Origin of the sequence: Streptomyces sp. NBC_00091 (assembly GCF_026343185.1) — a bacterium.
Lineage (GTDB): Bacteria > Actinomycetota > Actinomycetes > Streptomycetales > Streptomycetaceae > Streptomyces.
Map to the genome: position 1 here is coordinate 5530658 of NZ_JAPEMA010000001.1, position 19522 is coordinate 5550179.

A 19522-nucleotide genomic window follows, 5' to 3' on the forward strand; every position below is an offset into this window, starting at 1 on the left:
CGGATGATCCGAAGGCCCTGCGCGCCGGGGGCGGGCGTCGCTAGAGTCGGCAGCTGCGACAGGAGACGAACGGCCAGTACGGGGGGCGGTTTGGTGGGGCGGCGCTTCTTCATCGGGATGGGTACCGGCAGGTACTGCCACCTCCCCCCGGAGGATCAGCTCGACTCGGTCCCCCCGGACATCCGCGCCACGGCCTCCCTCTTCGCGGACTTCGGCTACGAATGCGTACTCTCCGGACTGGGCGAGTACGACGGAGCCGAACAGCTGCGCCAGAAGCTGAGCCACTGGTCCGCGGACACCAAGCTCTCGGACGACGACGTCGTGGTGGTCTACTTCGCCGGCCACGGCGCCGTCGAGGAACGCGACCGGCACTACCTGCTGTGCTGGGACACCCGCGATACCGACCTGGCCGCCACCGCCCTGGCCACGGAGGACCTCGTACGCATCCTCTGCAAGGGCGGACTGCGCCACCTCCTGCTGATCCTCGACACCTGTTCGGCCGGCGCCGGCACGGCGGAGGCCTCGGCCGCCGCCCTCCAGACGATCATCTACCGCGGAGCCGCCGCCGACGCCTCCGCCGGCCTCTGGTTCCTGGCCTCCGCCCGGCGCAAGGAGCTCGCCCTCGACGGCGCCTTCGTCTCCGTCCTCGGCGAGGCCATCGCGACCACGACCGAGCGGACCGGGCAGCGCCAGCAGTACCTCGACCTCACCGAACTGGTGAAGGCGGTCAACGAACGCTTCGACGCCGCCGGCCGGGGCCAGCGGGCCGAGCTGGCCAGCGCCCTGGTCACCGGACTCGCCCCGTTCCTCGCCAACTCCGGCTACCGCGAGGAGTTACCGCCGGCCGGCACGGACCTTGAGGTCCAGGGGCGGGTCGCCGCCAGGGAACTCGCCGAGCACTTCGGACCCCGCTCGCGCGGGGTCGAGTTCGAATCGGAACAGGGCCTCTACTTCAGCGGCCGGGTCAACGTGCTCGCCGAGCTGGCCGCCTGGCTGACGGCAGAGGAGGGGGACGGCCGGGGCCGCGTCGTCACCGGCGTCCCCGGCTGCGGCAAGTCCGCCGTCCTCGGCCGGATCGTCGCCCTCTCCGACCCCGCCTACCGGGCCCGCCTCGACCTCAGCGACGTCGACCCGAGCACCGTGGTCCCGAAGAACTGCGTGACCGCGGCCGTCCACGCCCGCCACAAACGCCTCGAGGAGATCGTCGAGCGCATCGCGTCGGCCCTCGGCACGGAGGCGGACGGCGCCGCCACCCTCCTCCAGGAACTCACCCGGCGCGGCCGCCAGGGACCCCCGCTGGTCATCGTGGTCGACGCCGTGGACGAGGCCGGATCCGACACGGCCGCCGACGCGGGCGGACACGGCGAACCCCGCCGCATCACCCGCGAACTGCTGCGCCCGATGGCGGAGATCCAGGGCGTACGCCTCCTCGTGGGCACCCGGCGCGAACTGGTGACCCCGCTCGGCCCCACCTTCACGTGCATGGACCTGGACCGGGAGGAGTACCGGGCGGGGATCGAGGACGTCACGGCCTACGTCGCCCGCGTCCTGCTCGCCGCAGAGGAGGCAGAGGTACGCACCCCGTACAGGGACCGCCGCGGACTGGCCTGGACCGTCGCGCGCGGCGTGGCCGACAAGGCGGCCGGGGTCTACCTCTACGCCCGTATGACGGCCCGTACGCTGCGCTCCGACGAAGTACCCGTGGACGTCGGCCGGCTGGGCTGGGAGGAGAACCTGCCCAGCGAGGTCGGCGACGCCTTCGACGACTACCTCGCCCGCTTCGGCCCCGACGAGCCCCGGGTGCGCCGCATGCTGCTGGCCTTGGCGTTCTCCGAGGGCAAGGGGCTGCCGCGCGGCCGGGTGTGGACCGGGCTCAGCTCCGCCATCTCCGGAGTCCCCTGCTCGGAGGAGGACGTCAGCTGGGCCCTCGACGTCGCCGCGGCGTACATCGCGGAGGTGGTTGACGACGACCGCCGCTCAGCGTATCGGCTCTACCACAAGGCCCTCGCGGAGCATCTGCGCGCGACGGCCGCTCAGGGCGCGCCCGACATCCAGCACGCGGTCGTCGATGCCCTGACGGGCCTCGTGCCCCAGGCGGCGGCACAGCAGCCGGACTGGTTCGCTGCCGTGCCCTACGTACGACAGCACCTCGCGACCCACGCCGTCGCGGCCGGACGGCTGGCGGAGCTGATGGAGGACCCCGGCTTCCTGCTGGCCAGCGAACCGCTCACACTGCTGCGGGCGTTCGCCGCCATGGAGGGTGAAGGCGTCCCGGGGGTGCGCGGCGCCTACGAGCAGATCGCTCACCGGCTCACCCCCGACACCCCGCTCGGGGATCGCGCGGCCGACCTCCAGCTTTCGGCGCGCCGCTGCCAGGCCGACCGTCTGGCCGACCGGGTGGACGAACTCGCCGTGGCCCGCCCGTGGTCGACCGCCTGGGCCTGGTGGTCCACCAGCGGGGCCCACCGTCTGCTGGGCGGCCACGACCGGCCGGTGGGCTGCGTCGCGGTGGGCGCCCTCGACGGCCGACCCATCGCGGTCACGGGCAGCGAGGACTCCACGGCGCGGGTGTGGGACCTGACGACCCAGCGCCAGATCGGCGAGCCGCTCCCGGTCGGGATCCCCGTGAACGCCCTCGCGATCGGTGAACTCGGGGACTACACGGTCGCCCTGACCGGCGGTGACGACGGGACGGTCCGGGTCTGGGATCTTTCGGCCGGCCAGGAGTACGGGGAGCCGCTCGGCGGCCATACGAACCGGATCCTGTCGATCGCCATGGGTGAGGTGCACGGCCGCCCCATGGTGCTGACAGGGAGCTCGGACGGCACGGCCCGCCTGTGGGACCTCCAGGACCGGCGCCAGCTGGGCCGACCGCTGGCCGCGCACCGCAGGTCGGTCCGCGCCGTGGACCTCGGCAGGCTCGACGGCCGTCCGATCGCGCTCACGGGGGGCGATGACAAAGCCGTCCATGTGTGGGACCTGGACGAGGTACTGGAGGGAGGGGACGCCCGGCTCGACGGAAATCCGCTGATCGGCCCTGCCGGTGACGTGCAGGCGGTGTGCGCTGCCGAACTGGACGGGCGCTCGATCGCTTTGGTGGGGGACTCGACCGGCATGCTCAGCTGCTGGGACCTCGCAGGCCGGCGGCAGATCGGCGAGCCCGTCGAGGCGCACACCGAGGATTCCTACGCCAGCGGTCTGAAGTCCGCGGTCGTAGGTGAGTTCGGGGGTCGTCCGGTAGTGCTGACGAGTTCTCGGCAAGGTGCACGGCTCTGGGACCTGCGAACGCTGCGTCAACTCGGCCAGCCGATGCGCGGCCATCTCGACACCATGACCGCCGGGGCCCTCGCCGTCCGGGGCGAGGCCTCACTCGCCGTGACCGTGGGCGCGGACCACACCGCGCGGATCTGGGACCTGGCAGCGGACCAGCCTGACCTGGGACACACCCGGTCGGTGTCCGCCACTGCCTTCTGCGAGATGGGAGGGCGGCCCCTCGTAGTCACTGGAGGGGTGGACGGCACGGCCCGGGTGTGGGATCTGCGTACCCGCAAGCAGCTGGGCGCGGCCCTGGAGGGTCACACCGGGGACGTGAGAGCGGTGGCCGCCACCGTGTTCCAGGGCCGGTTGATCGTGGCGACCGGCGGATCGGACACGAGGGTCCGGTTGTGGGTCCGGACGGAGGGCCGCATCGAGGGCGCCGAACTTGCGGGTCACACGAACGCGGTCGCCTGCGTAGCCTTCGGCTCTCTGGCGGCCAGACCCGTCCTGATCAGCGGAAGCGAGGACGGTACCGTCCTGATCTGGGACGTGGAGTCCGGGGCGCCGCTCGGCCTTCCGCTGACGGGTCACGTGGGCGATGTCCAGCATCTGGCCGTACGGTGCGACGGCGGTGCGCTGGAGGTCGCCGTGGCGACCAGCCTCGCCCACGCGTACGTGTGGAGGGTCGCACCGGGAGCCGACGGCCCCAGTGCCCGCAGGCTGGGACACCGAAGCGTGAGGGACCTGTTCCGCTACGCCAGAACCGTAGGGGTGGCCTTCCATCACGGACGGGCCGTGGTGCTCGCCGCGATGGAGGGCAACAACATCCATGTCCGTGAGGTCGTCAGTGGTGACCTGGTCGCGGGCCCGTTCCCGGGGCATGCCGGAGGGTACATCGGGGCGACTTTCGTACGGCTGGGCACAGAGTCGCTCGTCGCCACGAGTGGTGACGTCAATCAGGTGCGCGTCTGGCGTGCGGAGAGGTACGGCGAGGAGGGGCCGCTTCCCGAACCGGCTTGGCGCCTGGGGCCGGTGAACAGGTATGCCCCTCCGGTTTTCGGCCGGGTGGACGGGGCGGCGGTCGTCATCACCACCGGATATCCGGAGGTCTCGGTCTGGGACCTTAGCGGGATGCACCCCGTCGGCGAACCGCTCTGCGGAGCCGAAAAGAGTTTGGTGTCCGCCGACATCATCGACGGACCGGACGGCCGGCCGATGGTCGTGACCGGAAGTAGCACAGGTGTCGTCCGTCAGCACGATCTGACAGACGGGAGCCGGGTGGCACCGCAGCTCACGCACGAAGGCTCCCTCCGCCACATCTCGACAGTCCAGGTGGACGGACAGACCATGGTGATCCGTTGCAACTGGGCGGTGACGGAGGCCTGGGACGTCGTGACCCGCCGACGGCTGGTGAAGCGGCCCGGCGCCGCACACATGACGCACACCTTCCGTTCGGGTGACCGGCAGGTCATGGTGTCGGCCGACGAGGACAACGTTCTGGAGGCCTGGGATCTGCACACCCAGGCGACGGTGTGCGGGCCGATGTCCGGGCATACGTTCATGGTGTCGGCCTTGCGCGACCTGATGGTCGACGGCGTCCACACCCTGGCGAGCGCCTCGCACGACGGCACCGTACGGCTGTGGAACCTGGAGACCGGCAACCCTGTGGGCGCCCCGATGACCGGCTACGTACTAGGCGCCACCGCCCTCGAGCTGGTGCGCCTCGACGGGACCGAGCTCGCCGTCATCGGATCGGGCGACGGCCACCTCCACGTCCGCAGGCTCGACGGCGGCCGGATGGTGGTGGGGGAGTTCCCGCCGTTCGCCTCTGCGGTCAGCGCGATCCGCTTCGCCGAGGTCCGGGGCGTCCCGACCTTGGTCGCCGCCGACCGGCACGGCCTGCTGCGGGTCGGGCGCATGAACACCTTCGCCTGGACTTCCGAGATCAACGTCGGCAGCAGCATCAACGGCTTCTCCGTCGACCGCGAAGGCCACATCTGCGTGGCCACCGACATGGGCGTCGTCGCCCTGACCCTGACGGAGGTGCGGCCGTGAGCCGGATCGTGTTCGTGCACGGCATCGCCCAGGAGACCGTGGGACCCGAGTCGCTGCTCGCCGAGTGGTATCCCGCGCTCTGCGACGGGCTCGTACTCGCGGGCGGGGAGAAACCGGCGCGGGACGAGGTCGCGATGGCCTTCTACGGGGACCTCTTCCGGCAGGCCGGTCACCGGGGCATCGGGTCGCCCGAGCTCGACGCCTCGGACGTGGAGGACGGCATCGAGCGCGAACTCCTGCTCCAGTGGTGGGAGTACGCGGCCCGGCTCGACCCGCGCGTGTCCGGGCCGGGGGACCGGACGCGGGCGCGGACCCCGCACCCCGTGCAGCGAGCCCTGGAGGCGCTCAGCCACTCCGCCTTCTTCGCCGGGGTCGGGGAGCGGCTGATGATCGGCGCGGCCCGGCAGGTCCGGCGCTACTTCACCGAACCGCAGACGCGCGCGGCGGTCCGGGAGCGGTTCGAGCGCGCCCTCGGCGACCGCACCGAGGTGGTCGTCGCGCACTCGCTCGGCTCGGTCGTCGCCTACGAGGCCCTGTGCGCCCGCCCCGACCGCCCCGACGTGACGCTGGTGACCCTGGGCTCCCCGCTCGGGGTGCGCAACCTGGTCTTCGACCGGCTCCTGCCGCCGCCGCACGCCGGGCGCGCCCGCTGGCCCGCCCCGGTGCGGCGGTGGGTGAACATCGCCGACCGGGGGGACCTCGTGGCGCTGGCCAAGGAGCTGGGGCCGCTGTTCGGGGACCGGGTCCGGGACGTGCCGATCCACAACGGGGCCAAGGCGCACGACGTACGGCCCTACCTGACGGCCCGTGAGAGCGGCGAGGCCATCGGCGCGGCGCTGGCCGGGCGGAGTTCCTGAGCGGGCGGGATCAGGCCGGGGCCGGGGCCGGGGCCGGGGACAGCTCCCGGAGGCGTTCGAGCCGCAGTCGGGTCTCCTCGTCCTGCGGGACGAAGGTCGTCAGCCGAGCGCCCGATGCCGGGCCCAGCCACAGGCTGGTGTGCTCCAGGCGCAGCAGCCCCACATGGGCGTTGCGGATGTACTTGGTGTTGCCGCCCGCCCCCACCACCTCGTGCCGGGCCCAGATCTCCCGGAACTCCGGCGAGGCCGCCTCCAGCCGCGCCAGCAGCGTCTTCCAGGCGGGTTCCGCGAGGTGCCCGGCCATGGAGGCCCGGAACTTGGCCGCCAGCAGCCGGTTCACGTCCGGCATGTCCACGAGGGAGGCCCGCCAGTCCGCGTTGGTGAAGGCCAGCCACATGCAGTTGAGGTCCTCGGCGGGCAGCGCGTCGAGGTCGCACAGCAGCCGCCCGTAGGTGCTGTTGTAGGCCAGGATGTCGTACCGGCTGTTCTGTACGCACGCCGGAATCGGGTCCAGCTGGTCGAGCATGGCGCGCAGCGCCGGGGTCACGTTCGGGCAGCGGGTGTTCGGCGCGGGGTCGGTGGTGCCGGCCAGCGCGAAGAGATGCGTACGCTCGCTGGAGTCCATCAGCAGGGCCCGCGCCAGGGCGTCCAGCACCTGCGGGGAGACCTGGATCTCGCGGGCCTGTTCCAGCCAGGTGTACCAGGTGACGCCGACGGCGGAGAGCTGCGCGACCTCCTCGCGGCGCAGCCCCGGGGTGCGCCGGCGGCGGCCGCGCGCCAGCCCGACCTGCTCGGGCGTGATCCGCTCGCGGCGGCTGCGCAGGAAGTCGGCCAGCTCGTGCCGGCGCAGGTCGCTCTCCGGGGCAACAGTGGTCATGGGACCAGGGTGCCGTACCGCTCAGCCGGTTGCCAGGTACTCCTGGTACCAGGATAAGGAGACTCTGGTACCAGGCTGAGCGGCGGAGGATCGTCTCCTTCGTGAGCGAAACGACCGTACGTACGACCCACCCTTCCCCCGCCGCCCCCACAGGCCCGCCCGCCGTCGCGGAGCCCGCCGTCCTCACGCCGCTCGGGCTCTTCACCGTGCTGCTGGGCGCGGCCCTCCCCCTGATCGACTTCTTCATCGTCAACGTGGCGCTGCCGGCCATCGACGCCGACCTCGCCGCCGGTCCGGCCATGCTGGAGCTGGTCGTCGGCGGCTACGGGGTCGCCTACTCGGTGCTCCTGGTGCTGGGCGGCCGGATCGGCGACACGGTCGGCCGGCGCCGGCTGTTCCTCATCGGCATGGCCGCCTTCGGGCTCACCTCCCTCGCCTGCGGCCTGGCGCCCACCGCCTGGACCCTCGTCGGCGCGCGGGTGGCCCAGGGAGCCGCGGCGGCGCTGATGCTGCCGCAGGTGCTCGCCACCATCCAGGCCACCACCCGGGGCCCGCGCCGGGCCCGTGCGATGAGCCTGTACGGAGCCACCGCGGGCCTGTCCATGGTCGCCGGGCAGATCCTCGGCGGGGTGCTGGTCGCCGCCGACGTGGCGGGCTCCGGCTGGCGTTCGGTGTTCCTCGTCAACGTCCCGGTGGTGGTGGCCGGGCTGGTGCTCGCCGTGCGGGCCCTCCCGGAGACCCGCTCGGACCGTCCGGCGTCGGTGGACGTCCCCGGCACACTGCTGCTCGGGCTGACGCTGGTGTCCCTGCTGCTGCCGCTCACCGAGGGCAGGGCGACCGGCTGGCCGCTGTGGACGTGGGTGTCGCTGGCCGTCTCCCCCCTCGCGGCCGTGGCCTTCTACCTGACCGAACGCCGCGCCGACCGGCTCGGGCGGACCCCGCTGGTGCCGCCGAGCCTGCTGCGGCTGGTGTCGTTGCGGCGCGGGCTGGTGATGCTGGTGCCGTTCTCCATCGGCTTCAGCGGCTTCATGTTCGTGGTCGCCGTCGCGCTCCAGCAGGGCCTGCGCATGGGTCCGGTGGCGGCGGGGCTCGCGCTGGTGCCGATGGCCCTGGCCTTCTTCGCCGCCTCGCTGGCCGGGCCCCGGCTGGTCGGCAGGTTCGGCAGCCGGGTCGTCACCGCCGGCGGGGTGCTCCAGGCCCTCGGCATCGCCCTGGTGCTGGTGGCCGTCTGGCGGGGCTGGCCGGACCTCCGTCTGGCCGGGCTGGCCCCGGGCGTCGCCGTCGCGGGCCTGGGCCAGGGCCTCCAGCTGCCGGTGCTGATGCGGCTGATGCTCTCGGACGTCCCGGCGGACCGGGCCGGGGTGGGCAGCGGGGTCATGGTCACCACGCAGCAGTCCGCGCTGGCCCTGGGCGTGGCGACCATCGGCAGCCTCTTCCTCGCGCTGGCCGCCTCGCTGGGGATGCGGGACGCCCTCGCCGTGACCCTGCTGGTCCAGCTGGGCCTGATCGCCGTGACGGTCGCCCTCAGCCTGCGCCTGCCGCGCGTGATGCGCTGACCCCGGGCCGGGCCGGCCCCGCCGGCGGACGCCGTCAGGCGGCCTGGAGGGAGAACAGCCAGTCCTCCGCCGTGTCCGCGCTGAACTCCCGCTGGCCGCCCTCGAAGAGCAGGCCCGCCGCGGCGAAGGCCGGATCGCCGGCCGTACCGGCCACGTACGGGACGGCCACGCAGCCCATTCCGGCGGCGTGCGCGGCCAGCGCGCCCGGCGCCGCGTCCTCGACGACCACGCAGTCGGCGGGCGGGACGCCGAGCCGGCGGGCCGCCTCCAGGAACACGTCGGGGGCCGGCTTGCCGTGCGCGACCTCCTCGGCGGAGACCACCGTGGTCAGCAGCGCGGCCAGTCCGGTGCCCTCCAGTGCGGCGTCGATGGCCTCCCGCGAGGAGCCGGAGGCCACCGCCATCGGGACACCCCGCGCGTGCAGCCGCTCCACGAACGCACGCATCTCCGGGAAGGCCTCCGTACGGGTGCGGGCCAGTTCCAGGTAGGCGGCGTTCTGCTCCGCCAGCAGCTGTTCCACCGGCGCGCACAGGCCGTACCGCTCCTTGAGGACCTCCAGGGTCTCCAGGGTGCCGATGCCGATGAAGCGGGAGTGCTGCTCCCACGTGAAATCGGGGACGCCGTGCCGCTCCAGGGTGCGGCGCCCCGACTCGTAGTAGTTCGGCTCGCTGTCCACGAGGGTGCCGTCGAGATCGAATATGACGGAGATCATCCGCTGTGCCCGTTCTGCCGGTCATATGTCTGTCCCCGCCATCTTGTCAGGATGTGCGAGCCGCCCGTCCCACGGACTCCACGAGCGGCAGCAGCCGGTGCGCGACCCGCTCGCGCAGGGCCACCTCCGTCCGCGTGCGGACCACGCCGGGAAGCCGGATCAGCCGCTGGATCACGTCCTCGAGATGGCCGGCGTCCCGGGCCACCACCCGCGTCAGCAGGTCCCCGCCACCGGTGATGGAGAAGGCCTCGATGATCTCCGGCACGGTCGCGAGGGCGTCCCCGACCTCGTCCAGATGCCCCTGGGTGACCTCGATGTGCACGAAGGCCAGCACCGGATGCCCCAGGGCGGCGGGGGAGAGCACGGGCCCGGTGCCGGTGATCACCCCGGTGCGTTCCAGCCGGTCCAGCCGGGCCTGGAGGGTGCCGCGGGCCACACCGAGGATCCGGGCGTACTCACGGACGCTGGTGCGCGGCTGCTCGATCAGCAGGCGCAGGATCCGGGTGTCGAGCTCATCCACCGCCATGCCAGGACTGTACCAATGGCCCGGATCGCCGGGTCCGAACGAGGAGGCCCCCCGGGTAGCGCGGTCGGGGGCTTCGCCCGCGAACGCGCCCGCACACGCTCCCTCGGAGTCGGCCGCCGGCCCCGCGGGCGGAGCCACGCCCGGAGCGATGACGGGTGCCTCCAGGTACCGGGCGGAGTTCGGGGCGGACACCGGCGCGCAGCTGCACTGTTCTCCGATGGCCCCGCAGCAGAACTGTGACCTCGTCTTCGACTGGCTGCAGGACGAGCTCTCCGCACGTCCATGACGCCCGGCAGTGACACGCCCGTCCGGCTCCACCGGCACGACATGCCGGGCACCAGCACACCCCCATAGGGTCCCGACCATGAGCGATCTTCTGCTGGTGAGGCACGGGGAAACGGCGTGGAGCGCGAACGGGCGCCACACGGGACTGACCGACGTGCCGCTCACCGCCCGCGGCGTCGAGGAGGCCCTCTCCCTGGCCCCCTACTTCCGCGACCGGCGGCCCGCCCTGGTGCTGACCAGCCCGCTGAGCCGGGCCGTCGCCACCGCCGAACTCGCCGGGCTGAGCGAGGGCGTTCCCGACCCCGACCTCCACGAATGGGACTACGGCGGCTACGAGGGCATCACCACCGCCGAGATCAAGCAGACCCGGCCCGACTGGTCGCTGTGGACCGACGGGGTCCCGGCGGGCGACGCGCACCACCCCGGCGAGAGCGCCGCCCAGGTCGGCGCCCGCGCGGACCGGGTACTCGCCCGGGCCGGCAAGGTGCTGCGCGCGGACGGGGGCGATGTGGTGCTCGTCGCCCACGGCCACTTCCTGCGCGTCCTGACGGCCCGCTACCTCGGCCTGGACCCGCAGGACGGCCGGCTCTTCCTCCTGCGCACCGGCACGGTCAGCGTGCTGTCCACGGAGCACGGTCTGCCGGTCGTGGCGGGCTGGAACACCCGGCCCTGACCCCTCACCCGCCGTCGGGCTCGGGCAGGGCCAGGCACAGCGCGTCCAGGGCCGCCGCGAACGCGTGCTCGGGCGGGGTGCCGTAGCCGAGCACCAGCCCGTCCCGCGGGGCCATGGCACTGTCCGGGTGCCGATAGGGCCGCAGCCCGTCCAGCGCCAGGCCCTGCCGGCGGGCCGCGCGCAGGGCCGCCTCCTCGGTGCCCGGCGGCAGCTCCAGCACCGCGTGCAGCCCGGCCGCCACACCGCTGACCCGGACGTGCGGCGCCTCGGCCGCCAGCCGCGCCGCCAGCAGGTCCCGGCGCCGCCGGTATACCTGCCGCATCCGGCGCAGGTGGCGGTCGTAGCCGCCCGAGGAGATGAACTCGGCCAGGGTGAGCTGGTCCGTCACCCCCGACCACATCTCGCGCGGCCCCTTCGCCGCCAGGACCTCGTCCACCAGCCGGCCGGGCAGCACCATCCAGCCCATCCGCAGCGCGGGCGACAGGCTCTTGCTCACGGAGCCGATGTACACGATCCGCTCCGGGTCGAGGCCCTGCACGGCACCGACCGGCTGGCGGTCGTAGCGGAACTCCCCGTCGTAGTCGTCCTCGACCACCACCCCGCCCGACGCCCGGGCCCAGTCCACCACCGCAGCCCGCCGCTCGGGGTGCAGCGGCCCGCCGGTCGGGAACTGGTGCGCGGGCGTGAGCAGCACGGCCCGCGCCCCCGTCCCCGCCAGCTCTCCGGTCCGCGCCCCCCGGCCGTCCACGGTCAGCGGCACCGTCACCCGCCCGGCCTGCGCCAGGACCTCCCGGTGGAAGGGCAGCCCGTACGACTCGACGGCGACCGGGCCCGTCAGGACCCTGCCCAGCAGTTCCAGCGCGTGGGCGAAGCCGGAGCAGACCACGATCCGGTCGGGCGCCGTCCGTACGCCGCGCGCCCGCGCCAGGTACTCCGTCAGCGTGCGGCGCAGCTCGATCCGCCCGCGCGGGTCGCCCACCCCGAAGGCCTCGTGCGGGGCGGCGGCCAGCGCCCGGCGGGCCGCGCTCAGCCAGGCCGTACGGGGGAAGGCGGAGGCGTCCGGGGAGCTGGGCAGCAGATCGTGGACCACCCGCCGCCGCGTGGGCCGGGCCGGACCGCGCGGGCCCTCGGGTTCCAGCGGGACGGCCCGCTCGGCGACCCGGGTGCCCGACCCCTGACGGGCCGACAGCCAGCCCTCCTCGACCAGCTCGGCGTAGGCGTCGGCGACGGTGTTGCGGGCGATCCCGAGGTCGGCGGCGAGCGCCCGGTAGGGCGGCAGCCGGGTCCCCGGCGCGAGCCTGCCCGAATGCACCGCCTCCCGCAGGGCGCGCATCAGCCGGCCCCGCAGGCTGCCCCCGCCGCTCAGGTCCAGGTGCAGATCGCTGCCCGCGCCCGAGTCCGGAGCCGGCTCCCCGCCCACGGAATTGACCCATGATCTCTGCATGGAAATGAACCCTACGCCGGGTCGATCACGCCCATAGGTTCTTCATATGACAACTTTTCAGGTTCCCGAACGCATGAACTTCTCCGCCGTCGCCCCCAAGGTCTTCAAGGCCGTCCTCGCCCTCGACGCGGCCGCCCGCCGGGGCCTGGACCCGGTCCTCCTGGAACTGGTCCAGATCCGCGCCTCGCAGATCAACCGCTGCGCCTACTGCATCGACTACCACACGGGCGACGCCCGCAAGGGCGGCGAGTCGGAGGAGCGGATCTACCAGCTCTCCGCCTGGCACGACTCGAGCCTCTTCACCGAGAAGGAACGCGCGGCCCTCGCCCTGACCGAGGAGATCACCCTGCTGCCCGGCGGAGTCTCGGACGCCGTCTACGACGAGGCCGCCCGGCACTTCGGCGAGGAGGAGCTGGCCCACCTGATCGCCCTGGTCTTCACCGTGAACACCTGGAACCGGATGAACGTCACCACCCGCAAGACCCCCGGCACCGAGTAACCCGGCCCGGTGCGCCCGCCTCGCGCGCGGACGCCGTGTGCGTGACGATGCGTACATGGACGACGGCGACCGCGGCGAGGCGGGCAGCGCGACCTCGGACGCCGCTTCCGGGGAGGGCCTCAAAGCCAACGCGATCGGCTTCCTCGACGCGCTCGTCATCGGCCTGAACTCCACCTCGCCCGCCTACTCCCTGGCCGCCGTCATCGGCCCGATCGTCGCCCTGGCCGGGATCTACGCGCCGGGCGTGATGCTGGCGTCCTTCGTGCCGATGCTGCTCATCGCCGCGGCCTTCTACTACCTCAACAAGGTCGACCAGGACTGCGGCACCACCTTCTCCTGGGTGACCCGCGCCATGGGCCCCTGGGCGGGCTGGCTCGGCGGCTGGGCCATCACCATGACCGGCGTGCTCGTCATCGGCTCCCTCGCCGACGTGGCCGTCCACTTCGGCCTGCTCGCCGCGGGCCTCGACGACTGGGCCGCGAACCAGGTCGTCCGCCAGACCCTCACCGTCGTGGTCATCCTCGCGATGACCGCCATCTGCGTCATCGGCACCGAACTGTCGGCCCACCTCCAGGACGTCCTGATCCTCGCCCAGGTCTTCTTCCTCCTGGTCTTCGCCGTCGTGGCCATCTACCGCGTGTACGCCGGCACCAGCACCCTCGACGGGACGGAACCCGCCCTCGCCTGGCTCAACCCCTTCGGCGCGGGCGGCTCCGCGCTCACCGGCGGACTGCTGCTCGGCGTGTTCATCTACTGGGGCTGGGAGTCAGCCGTGAACCTCACGGAGGAGGTCGAGGACTCCGCCACCGCGCCCGGCAAGGCGGGCATCTGGTCCACCGTGGTGCTGCTGGTGACCTACCTGTCCGTCGGCTTCGCCGTCGTCGGCTACGCGGGCACGAAGTTCCTCGCCGAGAACGCCGGCGAGGAGGAGGCCGTCTTCGCCGTCCTCGCCCACGAGGTGATGGGCGGCTGGGACTGGATGGTGCTCCTCGCCGTCTGCACCTCCGCCCTCGCCTCCACCCAGACGACGATCATCCCGGCCTCCCGCACCGCCCTGTCCATGGCCCGCCGGCACGCGCTGCCGCCGCGCCTCGCGCACATCCACCCCCGCTTCCGCACGCCGGAGGTGAGCACCTGGTGGGTGGCCGCCATCGCCATCGCCTGGTACCTCGTCGTCAACCAGATCAGCGAGAACGCCCTCCTCGACTCCCTGACCGCGCTCTCCCTGCTCATCGCGTTCTACTACGCGCTCACCGGCGTGGCCTGCGCCGTCTACTACCGCCGCCACCTGCTGGAGAACCCGCACAACCTGTTCCTCATCGGGGTGGGCCCGCTGGTCGGCGCGGGGCTGCTGACCTGGCTGCTGGTGGAGTCCGTCCACGACATGTCCGACCCGCGGAACTCGGCCGGCGGCGTCTCCTGGTTCGGCCTCGGCCCGCCGCTGGTCATCGGGATCGGGATCGCGGCCCTCGGCCTGCTCCTCATGTGCTTCTGGCGTGTCCACGACGGCAGGTTCTGGCAGGAGCGCCGGGGCGTGGTCGACCCGGCCCTCGTCCGCGGCAGCAAGACCTGAGGAGGCCGGATGTCCGTGGTCCTTGGTTACGACGAGTCCCCCGGCGCCGAACGGGCCCTGCGGGTGGCGCTGGAGGTGGCCACCGCCTTCGGGGAGCCCCTGGTCCTGGTCTACGGAGCCGCCGCGCCCGGAGCCACGGGGGAGGAGTACCGCGCCCACCGGGAGGCCGTCCTCCAGGCCGGCCGTGCCGCGCTCGCCCGCGCCGTGGAGGCCGCCGACGAGGCGGGCGTCCCCTCGACGGTGGAGGTCGTGGACGACAAGCCGGCCCAGGCCCTGCTCGCCGCCGCCGAACGCCACCGGGCGCGGGTCATCATCGTGGGCAGCTGGGGCGACAGCCCGATCCGGGGCGCCCTGCTCGGCTCCACCCCGCACAAGCTCCTGCACCTCTCGCCGGTCCCGGTGCTGTGCGTACCGACCGAGGACGGTCCGTGAGCCTCCCGGCGCGGCCTCAGTCCCTGAAGACGGCCGCGAGGTACCCGGCCAGCCCCTCGGCCGTCGGCGGGCAGAGCCGGGCCCCGAGGTAGCCGTCGGGGCGCACCACGAAGGCCGTCGGCTCCCGCACCCCGTACAGCCGGGCGAACTCGCCCCGCCCGTCGCGGTACACGGGCCACGCAGCCCCGGCGGGCGCGGTCCCGCCCTCGGTGAGGACCGCGTACGCCGCGAGCCGCCCCGCGGGCAACCCGTCCGCCAGCGCGGCGAGTGCGGGGACGTGCGAGTCCGGTGCGCCGTCCGTGTGGAGCAGCAGCACGTGCTCGCGGTCCCGCAGCAGGTCGTACAACCGCAGGGGGTAGGAGGGGACCTCCCCGGTCAGCCCCGCGCAGTCCGGGGCCCGCTCGCCGGGCTGCGGCCCGGCAGCGCCGTCCGCGCCGTCCGCCGGGCCGTCGGGCGAACGGACGACCGGGCTGTCGGGGTAGCCGACGAGCAGCTGGGCCTCGCGCAGGACGAAGCCCGTGGGATCCGCCGGATCGGCCTTGAACCCCGTCGTGGCGTGCCGGACCGTACGCCCGACGACCTCCTCGCCGACGGGCCGCCGCTCGGCGTCGTAGCTCGCCAGCAGCCCGGGGTGCGCGGCGCCGCCCACGGCGAGGGAGAGCTTCCAGGCCAGGTTCCAGGCGTCCTGGATCCCGGTGTTCATGCCCTGCGCACCGGTCGGCGGATGGATGTGCGCCGCGTCCCCGGCGACGAAGACCCGCCCGTCGGAGTACCGGTCCACGATCCGGTGGCTGATCCGGAAGATGGAGGACCAGCGCATGTCCGACGCGGTCACCGGCTGCGGCGACAGCCGGTCCAGGACCGCCTGGATGTCGTGGAGCGCGGGGGCCCGGCCGCTCTCCAGCCCGTGCGCCTCCCCGTCCGCGCCGACCGACGGCGAGGACAGCTCCGGCGGCACCAGCATCGACATGCGGTACCTGCCCGGGCCGGGCAGCGGGACGCACATCAGCAGGTCGTCGGTCTTGCCCCCGGCGTCGCGGTGCGTGGACCGTACGCCGTACTCGTGCGGGAGGTCCCAGTCCACCCGTACGTCCGCCAGCATGAACTCCTCGGGGAAGGCCCCGCCCTCGAAGCCGAGCCCGAGCCCCTTGCGGACCATGCTGTGCGCCCCGTCGCAGCCCACCAGGAACCGGGTCCGCAGCTCCTCCTCGCCGTCCGCGCCGGCCAGCCGGCAGGTCACCCCGTCCGCGTCCTGGGCGAAGGACACCAGCTCGGTGGCCCGCTCGATCCGGGTCCCGAACCGGGCCAGGAACTCCTCCAGGATCCGTTCCGTCTCGTACTGCGGCAGCGCGGCGAACCCGTACGGCACCTCCGGCGGCAGCACCAGGTCCATCCGGGCCTGCTCCACGCCGTCGAGGTACGTCAGCTGCCCGCGCAGCGGGACCGCGACCTCGAGCACCTCCCGCACCAGCCCCATCCGGTCCCAGACCTCGAGCGTGCGCGGCTGGATGCCCACGGCCTTCGCGTACGGCAGCCGGGCCGGCAGCCGGTCCACGATGCGGCAGGAGACCCCGCGCCTGCGCAGTTCCACCGCCGCCGTCAGACCGACCGGTCCGGCCCCCGCGACCAGTACGTCCACCGCCTTGGCCTTCACCCTTCCATCGTGTGCGCGCGGCCGCCCTCCCGCCAGCCGATGGCGCCCTCAGCTCCCGATCGCCTCCAGGCCGGTGACTGTGCGCGGCGCGCGCTGCGGCCAGTCCACGATGCGCACCGCCGCACCGGCCGCCTCCTGGCCCCGGCAGTGCGCGTGGTGCCTGCGCGTGATGGCGTCCAGATCGAGGTGGGACGCGAAGGCGGGCAGCGCCGCCAGCCTTCGCGCGTACGACCACACGTGCGGGTGGCCGGTGATGCGGTACACCGCCTCGGCGTCCAGGTGCCAGCGGTGCACCGTGTCCAGCTGCACCAGCGTCACCCACACCTGCACGTCCGCGGCGGTGAGTTCCCCGCCCAGCACGTGATCGGCGCAGGAGAGCCGCCGCTCCAGCGCGTCCAGGCCGCGCAGCAGGGTGGCGAGCGCGGTGGCGCGCGCCTGCGGGCCGACGCCGGACCGCCCCGCGAGCTGCGCCGCGTCGATGCCCTGCTCGCAGAGCCGGCCCACGGCCTCGATCCGCTCCTCGGCACCCTCCGGGTACAGCCGAGGCCCGGAGGCGCCGAACCGCCGGGCCAGGTCCTTGAGGATGTCGGGGGCGTGCGTGCTGACGATCCGTCCGGTCCAGCCGTCGCTGAGCACCGGCGCCACGGCCGGTGCGGAATGCTGATGGGAACTGGCCTCGTACAGCGGGCGCAGTGCCAGGTATCCGCCGTCCGGCGCGTCGGGCACGGCGGGCAGCGGCGTCACGGGGACGGCGGCCTCCAGGCCGAGCAGGCCGTGCGTGACGGCGATCCGCAGGCAGTGCGGACAGGACGGCGCGAGGTGGAGCCGGTAGCGGTACGGCACGGCGGGGTAGCCGCTGCGCGCGTCACGGCCGATCCGGCTCCGGAAGGACGGCACGGGGCGCGAGGTGGTGGAGGACATGAGTCTCCCTGGGAGTTCTCGGTCACGGGCGTACGACGACGGGGGCACGCGACGGCTCCGGCGCGGCCAGGGACCCGGTCGGTGCGTGCGGAACGGGTCGGTCAGGGGCGGGCGGACGCGAGGGCGCCACGGTGCGGGGGATTCGCCGCACTGCACACGCGCAGGAGGTCGATGTGGCGGCGGGACGTCAGCAGCAGCGGCAGGGCGGCGCCACGGACGCCGTCAGTGCCGCGGTGCAGTGCGGAACACCCCATGATTCCCTACCGGTTCGCCAGGATTCGCCGATCTGGAGTGTCGACGTCCGTCGGGACCCCGTCAAGAGGGCCTGCGATCCCGCTGCGCTCCCGCCCGGCGCGCGCCCGGCCACGCGCCGGCCGCCCCCGGCCGTCACCCGGCGCCGGCCGGGCGGCCGGACCGGCACGGTACCCGTGACCGCCAGCGCACCCAGGGCCGCACCCCGGACCAGCGGGTCGGGGTGCGGCCAGCAGCGGGTCGAGTGGAAGGTTCAGCTCTTGACGAGGAGGCCGCGGGTGCGGAGGACCCGGCGCTCGAGGGGGCTGAAGATGAGGAGGTCGATGGCGATGCCGACGACGAGGATGAGGATGATGGCGAGGAAGACGCCGGGCAGGTCGATGTTGTTGCGGCCGTTTTCGAGGAGTTGGCCCAGGCCCAGGCCGAGGTCGGGGGAGCTGGCGATGATCTCGGCGGCCATGAGGGAGCGCCAGGAGAAGGCCCAGCCCTGCTTGAGGCCGGCGAGGTAGCCGGGCAGGGCGGCGGGCATGACGATGTGCCAGGCTCCGCGCAGGCCGGTGGCGCCCAGGGTGCGGCCGGCGCGCAGGAACAGGGGCGGGACCTGGTCGATGCCGGAGACGAGGCCGTTGGCGATGGAGGGGACGGCGCCGAGGAGGATGACGGTGTACATCATGGCGTCGTTGAGGCCGAACCAGAGGACGGCCGGGGGGACCCAGGCGACCGAGGGCAGGGATTGCAGGCCCTGGAGGATGGGGCCGATCGCGGCGCGGACGAACTTGACCCGGGCGACGAGCAGGCCGAGGGGGGTGCCGATGGCGAGGGCGAGGAGGAAGCCGAGCAGGCCGCGGGAGACGCTGGTCCAGATGACTTCGAGCAGGGTGCCCTTGAGCCACATCTCGGACAGGCTGTCCCATACCGCGGACAGTGCGGGCAGCTTGGTCTCCTCGGTGACCTCCGCCGCGACCAGGACCTGCCAGACGGCGAGTACCAGGGCGATGGCCAGGACCGGCGGGAGGACCTTCTTGACGAGGACTTCCCTGACCGGCGCACGGCGGATCTCGACGGCGTCGAGGGCGTCGAGCCCGGCTTCGAGGCCGGCCAGGTCGTCGCTCTTCGGCTTCGTTTCAGTGCTGGCCATGGCGGCGGATCTCCCCACGCAGGTGTTCAGTGATCTCGAGGGACAGTTCCGCGACGTCCGCGTCTTCGATGCGGCGCGGCTGCGGGATGTCCACGGTCCATTCCTTGGCGACCCGGCCGGGGCGGGAGGAGAGGAGGACCACGCGCTGGGCGAGGCGGACGGCCTCGCGCACGTTGTGGGTGACGAAGAGTACGGACAGGCCGGTCTCGGTCCAGATGCGGGTGAGTTCGCCGTGCAGGACGTCGCGGGTGATGGCGTCCAGGGCGGCGAAGGGTTCGTCCATGAGGAGGAGGCGGCTGTCCTGGGCGAGGGCGCGGGCCAGGGCGACGCGCTGGCGCATGCCGCCGGAGAGTTCGTGGACGCGCTTGCCGTACGCGCCGCCGAGGCGGACCAGTTCCAGGAGGCGTTCGGCCTCGGTCCTGCGGTCGGCTTTGGCGACGCCGCGCAGGCGCAGGGCGAGTTCGATGTTCTTGCCGGCGGTGAGCCAGGGGAACAGGGCGTGTTCCTGGAACATCAGGGCGGGGCGGCCCTCGGTGGTGATGGCTCCGGTGGACGGCTTGTCCAGGCCGGCGACCAGGTTCAGCAGCGTGGATTTGCCGCAGCCGGAGGCGCCCAGGATGGTGACGAACTCGCCGGGGGCGACATCGAGGCTGATGTCGTCCAGGACGAGCTGCGATCCGGCCGGGCCGGAGAAGGACTTCGAGACGTGCTCGATACGCGCGGCGTGGGACACCGCGGTGGTGTCCTCGGCAGCCTTGGCGAGCGTGGTGGCCATGGTCGTCACCTCCTGGGGGTTGCTGAACTACGGGC

Annotated in this window: 17 protein-coding genes; 8 read left to right on the top strand and 9 right to left on the bottom strand. The window is 73.3% G+C overall.

Translation table 11 applies throughout. The annotated features are described in order from the left end of the window. Positions 1–117: 117 nt before the first annotated feature. Complete coding sequence (locus tag OOK34_RS25495) at positions 118–5313, top strand: caspase family protein (protein WP_267036180.1); 5196 nt, start codon at positions 118–120, stop codon at positions 5311–5313. Beyond that, a complete protein-coding gene (locus tag OOK34_RS25500) occupies positions 5310–6170 on the top strand; it encodes an alpha/beta hydrolase (RefSeq protein ID WP_267036181.1) in 861 nt (286 codons plus the stop codon). The genes OOK34_RS25495 and OOK34_RS25500 overlap by 4 nt, the downstream gene beginning before the upstream one ends. A 10-nt stretch (positions 6171–6180) precedes the next feature. Here the strand turns inward: OOK34_RS25500 and OOK34_RS25505 are convergent, their stop codons facing one another. Beyond that, on the bottom strand, positions 6181–7047 hold the full coding sequence (locus OOK34_RS25505; RefSeq protein WP_267036182.1) for a helix-turn-helix transcriptional regulator: 867 nt from the start codon (positions 7045–7047) through the stop codon (positions 6181–6183). A gap of 206 nt (positions 7048–7253) precedes the next feature. On the opposite strand from OOK34_RS25505, the gene OOK34_RS25510 reads away from it, so the two are divergent. Continuing rightward, entirely contained in the window at positions 7254–8603 is a 1350-nt protein-coding gene (locus tag OOK34_RS25510; protein ID WP_267036903.1) for an MFS transporter, read from the top strand. 34 nt (positions 8604–8637) lie between these two features. Here OOK34_RS25510 and OOK34_RS25515 read toward each other — a convergent pair whose 3' ends face one another. Further along, positions 8638–9315, bottom strand: coding sequence for an HAD family phosphatase (locus OOK34_RS25515; protein ID WP_267036183.1), 678 nt, complete (start codon positions 9313–9315; stop codon positions 8638–8640). A 46-nt stretch (positions 9316–9361) separates the two neighbouring features. Continuing rightward, positions 9362–9841 (bottom strand): Lrp/AsnC family transcriptional regulator, encoded by a 480-nt coding sequence (locus OOK34_RS25520; RefSeq protein ID WP_267036184.1) that lies wholly within the window; start codon positions 9839–9841, stop codon positions 9362–9364. Positions 9842–9989: 148 nt separating this feature from the next. Between OOK34_RS25520 and OOK34_RS25525 the strand changes: the two genes are divergently transcribed. Together OOK34_RS25525 and OOK34_RS25530 are read left to right on the top strand one after the other, a co-directional pair. Beyond that, positions 9990–10127 carry a hypothetical protein gene (locus OOK34_RS25525; RefSeq protein WP_267036185.1) on the top strand — a complete coding sequence of 46 codons (138 nt, stop codon included), beginning with the start codon at positions 9990–9992 and terminating at the stop codon, positions 10125–10127. Positions 10128–10205: 78 nt separating this feature from the next. Then, positions 10206–10799: a histidine phosphatase family protein gene (locus OOK34_RS25530; RefSeq protein ID WP_267036186.1), complete on the top strand. Its 594-nt coding sequence runs from the start codon at positions 10206–10208 to the stop codon at positions 10797–10799. A 4-nt stretch (positions 10800–10803) separates the two neighbouring features. Here OOK34_RS25530 and OOK34_RS25535 read toward each other — a convergent pair whose 3' ends face one another. Then, on the bottom strand, positions 10804–12243 hold the full coding sequence (locus OOK34_RS25535) for a PLP-dependent aminotransferase family protein (RefSeq protein ID WP_267036187.1): 1440 nt from the start codon (positions 12241–12243) through the stop codon (positions 10804–10806). Between the two features lie 46 nt (positions 12244–12289). Here OOK34_RS25535 and OOK34_RS25540 point away from each other — a divergent pair, with 46 nt between their 5' ends. From OOK34_RS25540 to OOK34_RS25550, 3 genes are read left to right on the top strand one after another with little or no spacing between them, the layout of a single operon-like run. Beyond that, positions 12290–12742, top strand: a complete 453-nt coding sequence (locus OOK34_RS25540) for a carboxymuconolactone decarboxylase family protein (RefSeq protein ID WP_267036188.1) — start codon at positions 12290–12292, stop codon at positions 12740–12742. A gap of 55 nt (positions 12743–12797) precedes the next feature. Further along, entirely contained in the window at positions 12798–14315 is a 1518-nt protein-coding gene (locus tag OOK34_RS25545) for an APC family permease (protein ID WP_267036189.1), read from the top strand. 9 nt (positions 14316–14324) lie between these two features. Further along, positions 14325–14747, top strand: a complete 423-nt coding sequence (locus tag OOK34_RS25550; RefSeq protein ID WP_125597212.1) for a universal stress protein — start codon at positions 14325–14327, stop codon at positions 14745–14747. A gap of 16 nt (positions 14748–14763) precedes the next feature. On the opposite strand, the gene OOK34_RS25555 is transcribed toward OOK34_RS25550, so the two are convergent. The 5 genes from OOK34_RS25555 to OOK34_RS25575 form a co-directional block, all read right to left on the bottom strand. Further along, complete coding sequence (locus OOK34_RS25555; RefSeq protein WP_267036190.1) at positions 14764–16401, bottom strand: FAD-dependent monooxygenase; 1638 nt, start codon at positions 16399–16401, stop codon at positions 14764–14766. A 48-nt stretch (positions 16402–16449) separates the two neighbouring features. Next, on the bottom strand, positions 16450–17322 hold the full coding sequence (locus tag OOK34_RS25560) for a glutathione S-transferase C-terminal domain-containing protein (RefSeq protein WP_267036191.1): 873 nt from the start codon (positions 17320–17322) through the stop codon (positions 16450–16452). A 101-nt stretch (positions 17323–17423) separates the two neighbouring features. Then, positions 17424–17576 (bottom strand): hypothetical protein, encoded by a 153-nt coding sequence (locus OOK34_RS25565; protein WP_267036192.1) that lies wholly within the window; start codon positions 17574–17576, stop codon positions 17424–17426. A 251-nt stretch (positions 17577–17827) separates the two neighbouring features. After that, positions 17828–18712: an ABC transporter permease gene (locus tag OOK34_RS25570; RefSeq protein ID WP_267036193.1), complete on the bottom strand. Its 885-nt coding sequence runs from the start codon at positions 18710–18712 to the stop codon at positions 17828–17830. Next, positions 18699–19487, bottom strand: a complete 789-nt coding sequence (locus OOK34_RS25575; protein ID WP_267036194.1) for an ABC transporter ATP-binding protein — start codon at positions 19485–19487, stop codon at positions 18699–18701. Before OOK34_RS25575 ends, OOK34_RS25570 begins: the two co-directional genes overlap by 14 nt. Between the last annotated feature and the right edge of the window lie 35 nt (positions 19488–19522).

Excerpts from the sequence above, each read along its gene's own strand:
- OOK34_RS25565 (WP_267036192.1), bottom strand. The coding sequence starts at position 17,576 with ATGGGGTGTTCCGCACTGCACCGCGGCACTGACGGCGTCCGTGGCGCC.
- OOK34_RS25560 (WP_267036191.1), bottom strand. The coding sequence starts at position 17,322 with ATGTCCTCCACCACCTCGCGCCCCGTGCCGTCCTTCCGGAGCCGGATC.
- OOK34_RS25540 (WP_267036188.1), top strand. The coding sequence starts at position 12,290 with ATGACAACTTTTCAGGTTCCCGAACGCATGAACTTCTCCGCCGTCGCC.
- OOK34_RS25505 (WP_267036182.1), bottom strand. The coding sequence starts at position 7,047 with ATGACCACTGTTGCCCCGGAGAGCGACCTGCGCCGGCACGAGCTGGCC.
- OOK34_RS25545 (WP_267036189.1), top strand. The coding sequence starts at position 12,798 with ATGGACGACGGCGACCGCGGCGAGGCGGGCAGCGCGACCTCGGACGCC.
- OOK34_RS25530 (WP_267036186.1), top strand. The coding sequence starts at position 10,206 with ATGAGCGATCTTCTGCTGGTGAGGCACGGGGAAACGGCGTGGAGCGCG.
- OOK34_RS25495 (WP_267036180.1), top strand. The coding sequence starts at position 118 with ATGGGTACCGGCAGGTACTGCCACCTCCCCCCGGAGGATCAGCTCGAC.
- OOK34_RS25550 (WP_125597212.1), top strand. The coding sequence starts at position 14,325 with ATGTCCGTGGTCCTTGGTTACGACGAGTCCCCCGGCGCCGAACGGGCC.
- OOK34_RS25520 (WP_267036184.1), bottom strand. The coding sequence starts at position 9,841 with ATGGCGGTGGATGAGCTCGACACCCGGATCCTGCGCCTGCTGATCGAG.
- OOK34_RS25535 (WP_267036187.1), bottom strand. The coding sequence starts at position 12,243 with ATGCAGAGATCATGGGTCAATTCCGTGGGCGGGGAGCCGGCTCCGGAC.
- OOK34_RS25525 (WP_267036185.1), top strand. The coding sequence starts at position 9,990 with ATGACGGGTGCCTCCAGGTACCGGGCGGAGTTCGGGGCGGACACCGGC.
- OOK34_RS25570 (WP_267036193.1), bottom strand. The coding sequence starts at position 18,712 with ATGGCCAGCACTGAAACGAAGCCGAAGAGCGACGACCTGGCCGGCCTC.
- OOK34_RS25515 (WP_267036183.1), bottom strand. The coding sequence starts at position 9,315 with ATGATCTCCGTCATATTCGATCTCGACGGCACCCTCGTGGACAGCGAG.
- OOK34_RS25575 (WP_267036194.1), bottom strand. The coding sequence starts at position 19,487 with ATGGCCACCACGCTCGCCAAGGCTGCCGAGGACACCACCGCGGTGTCC.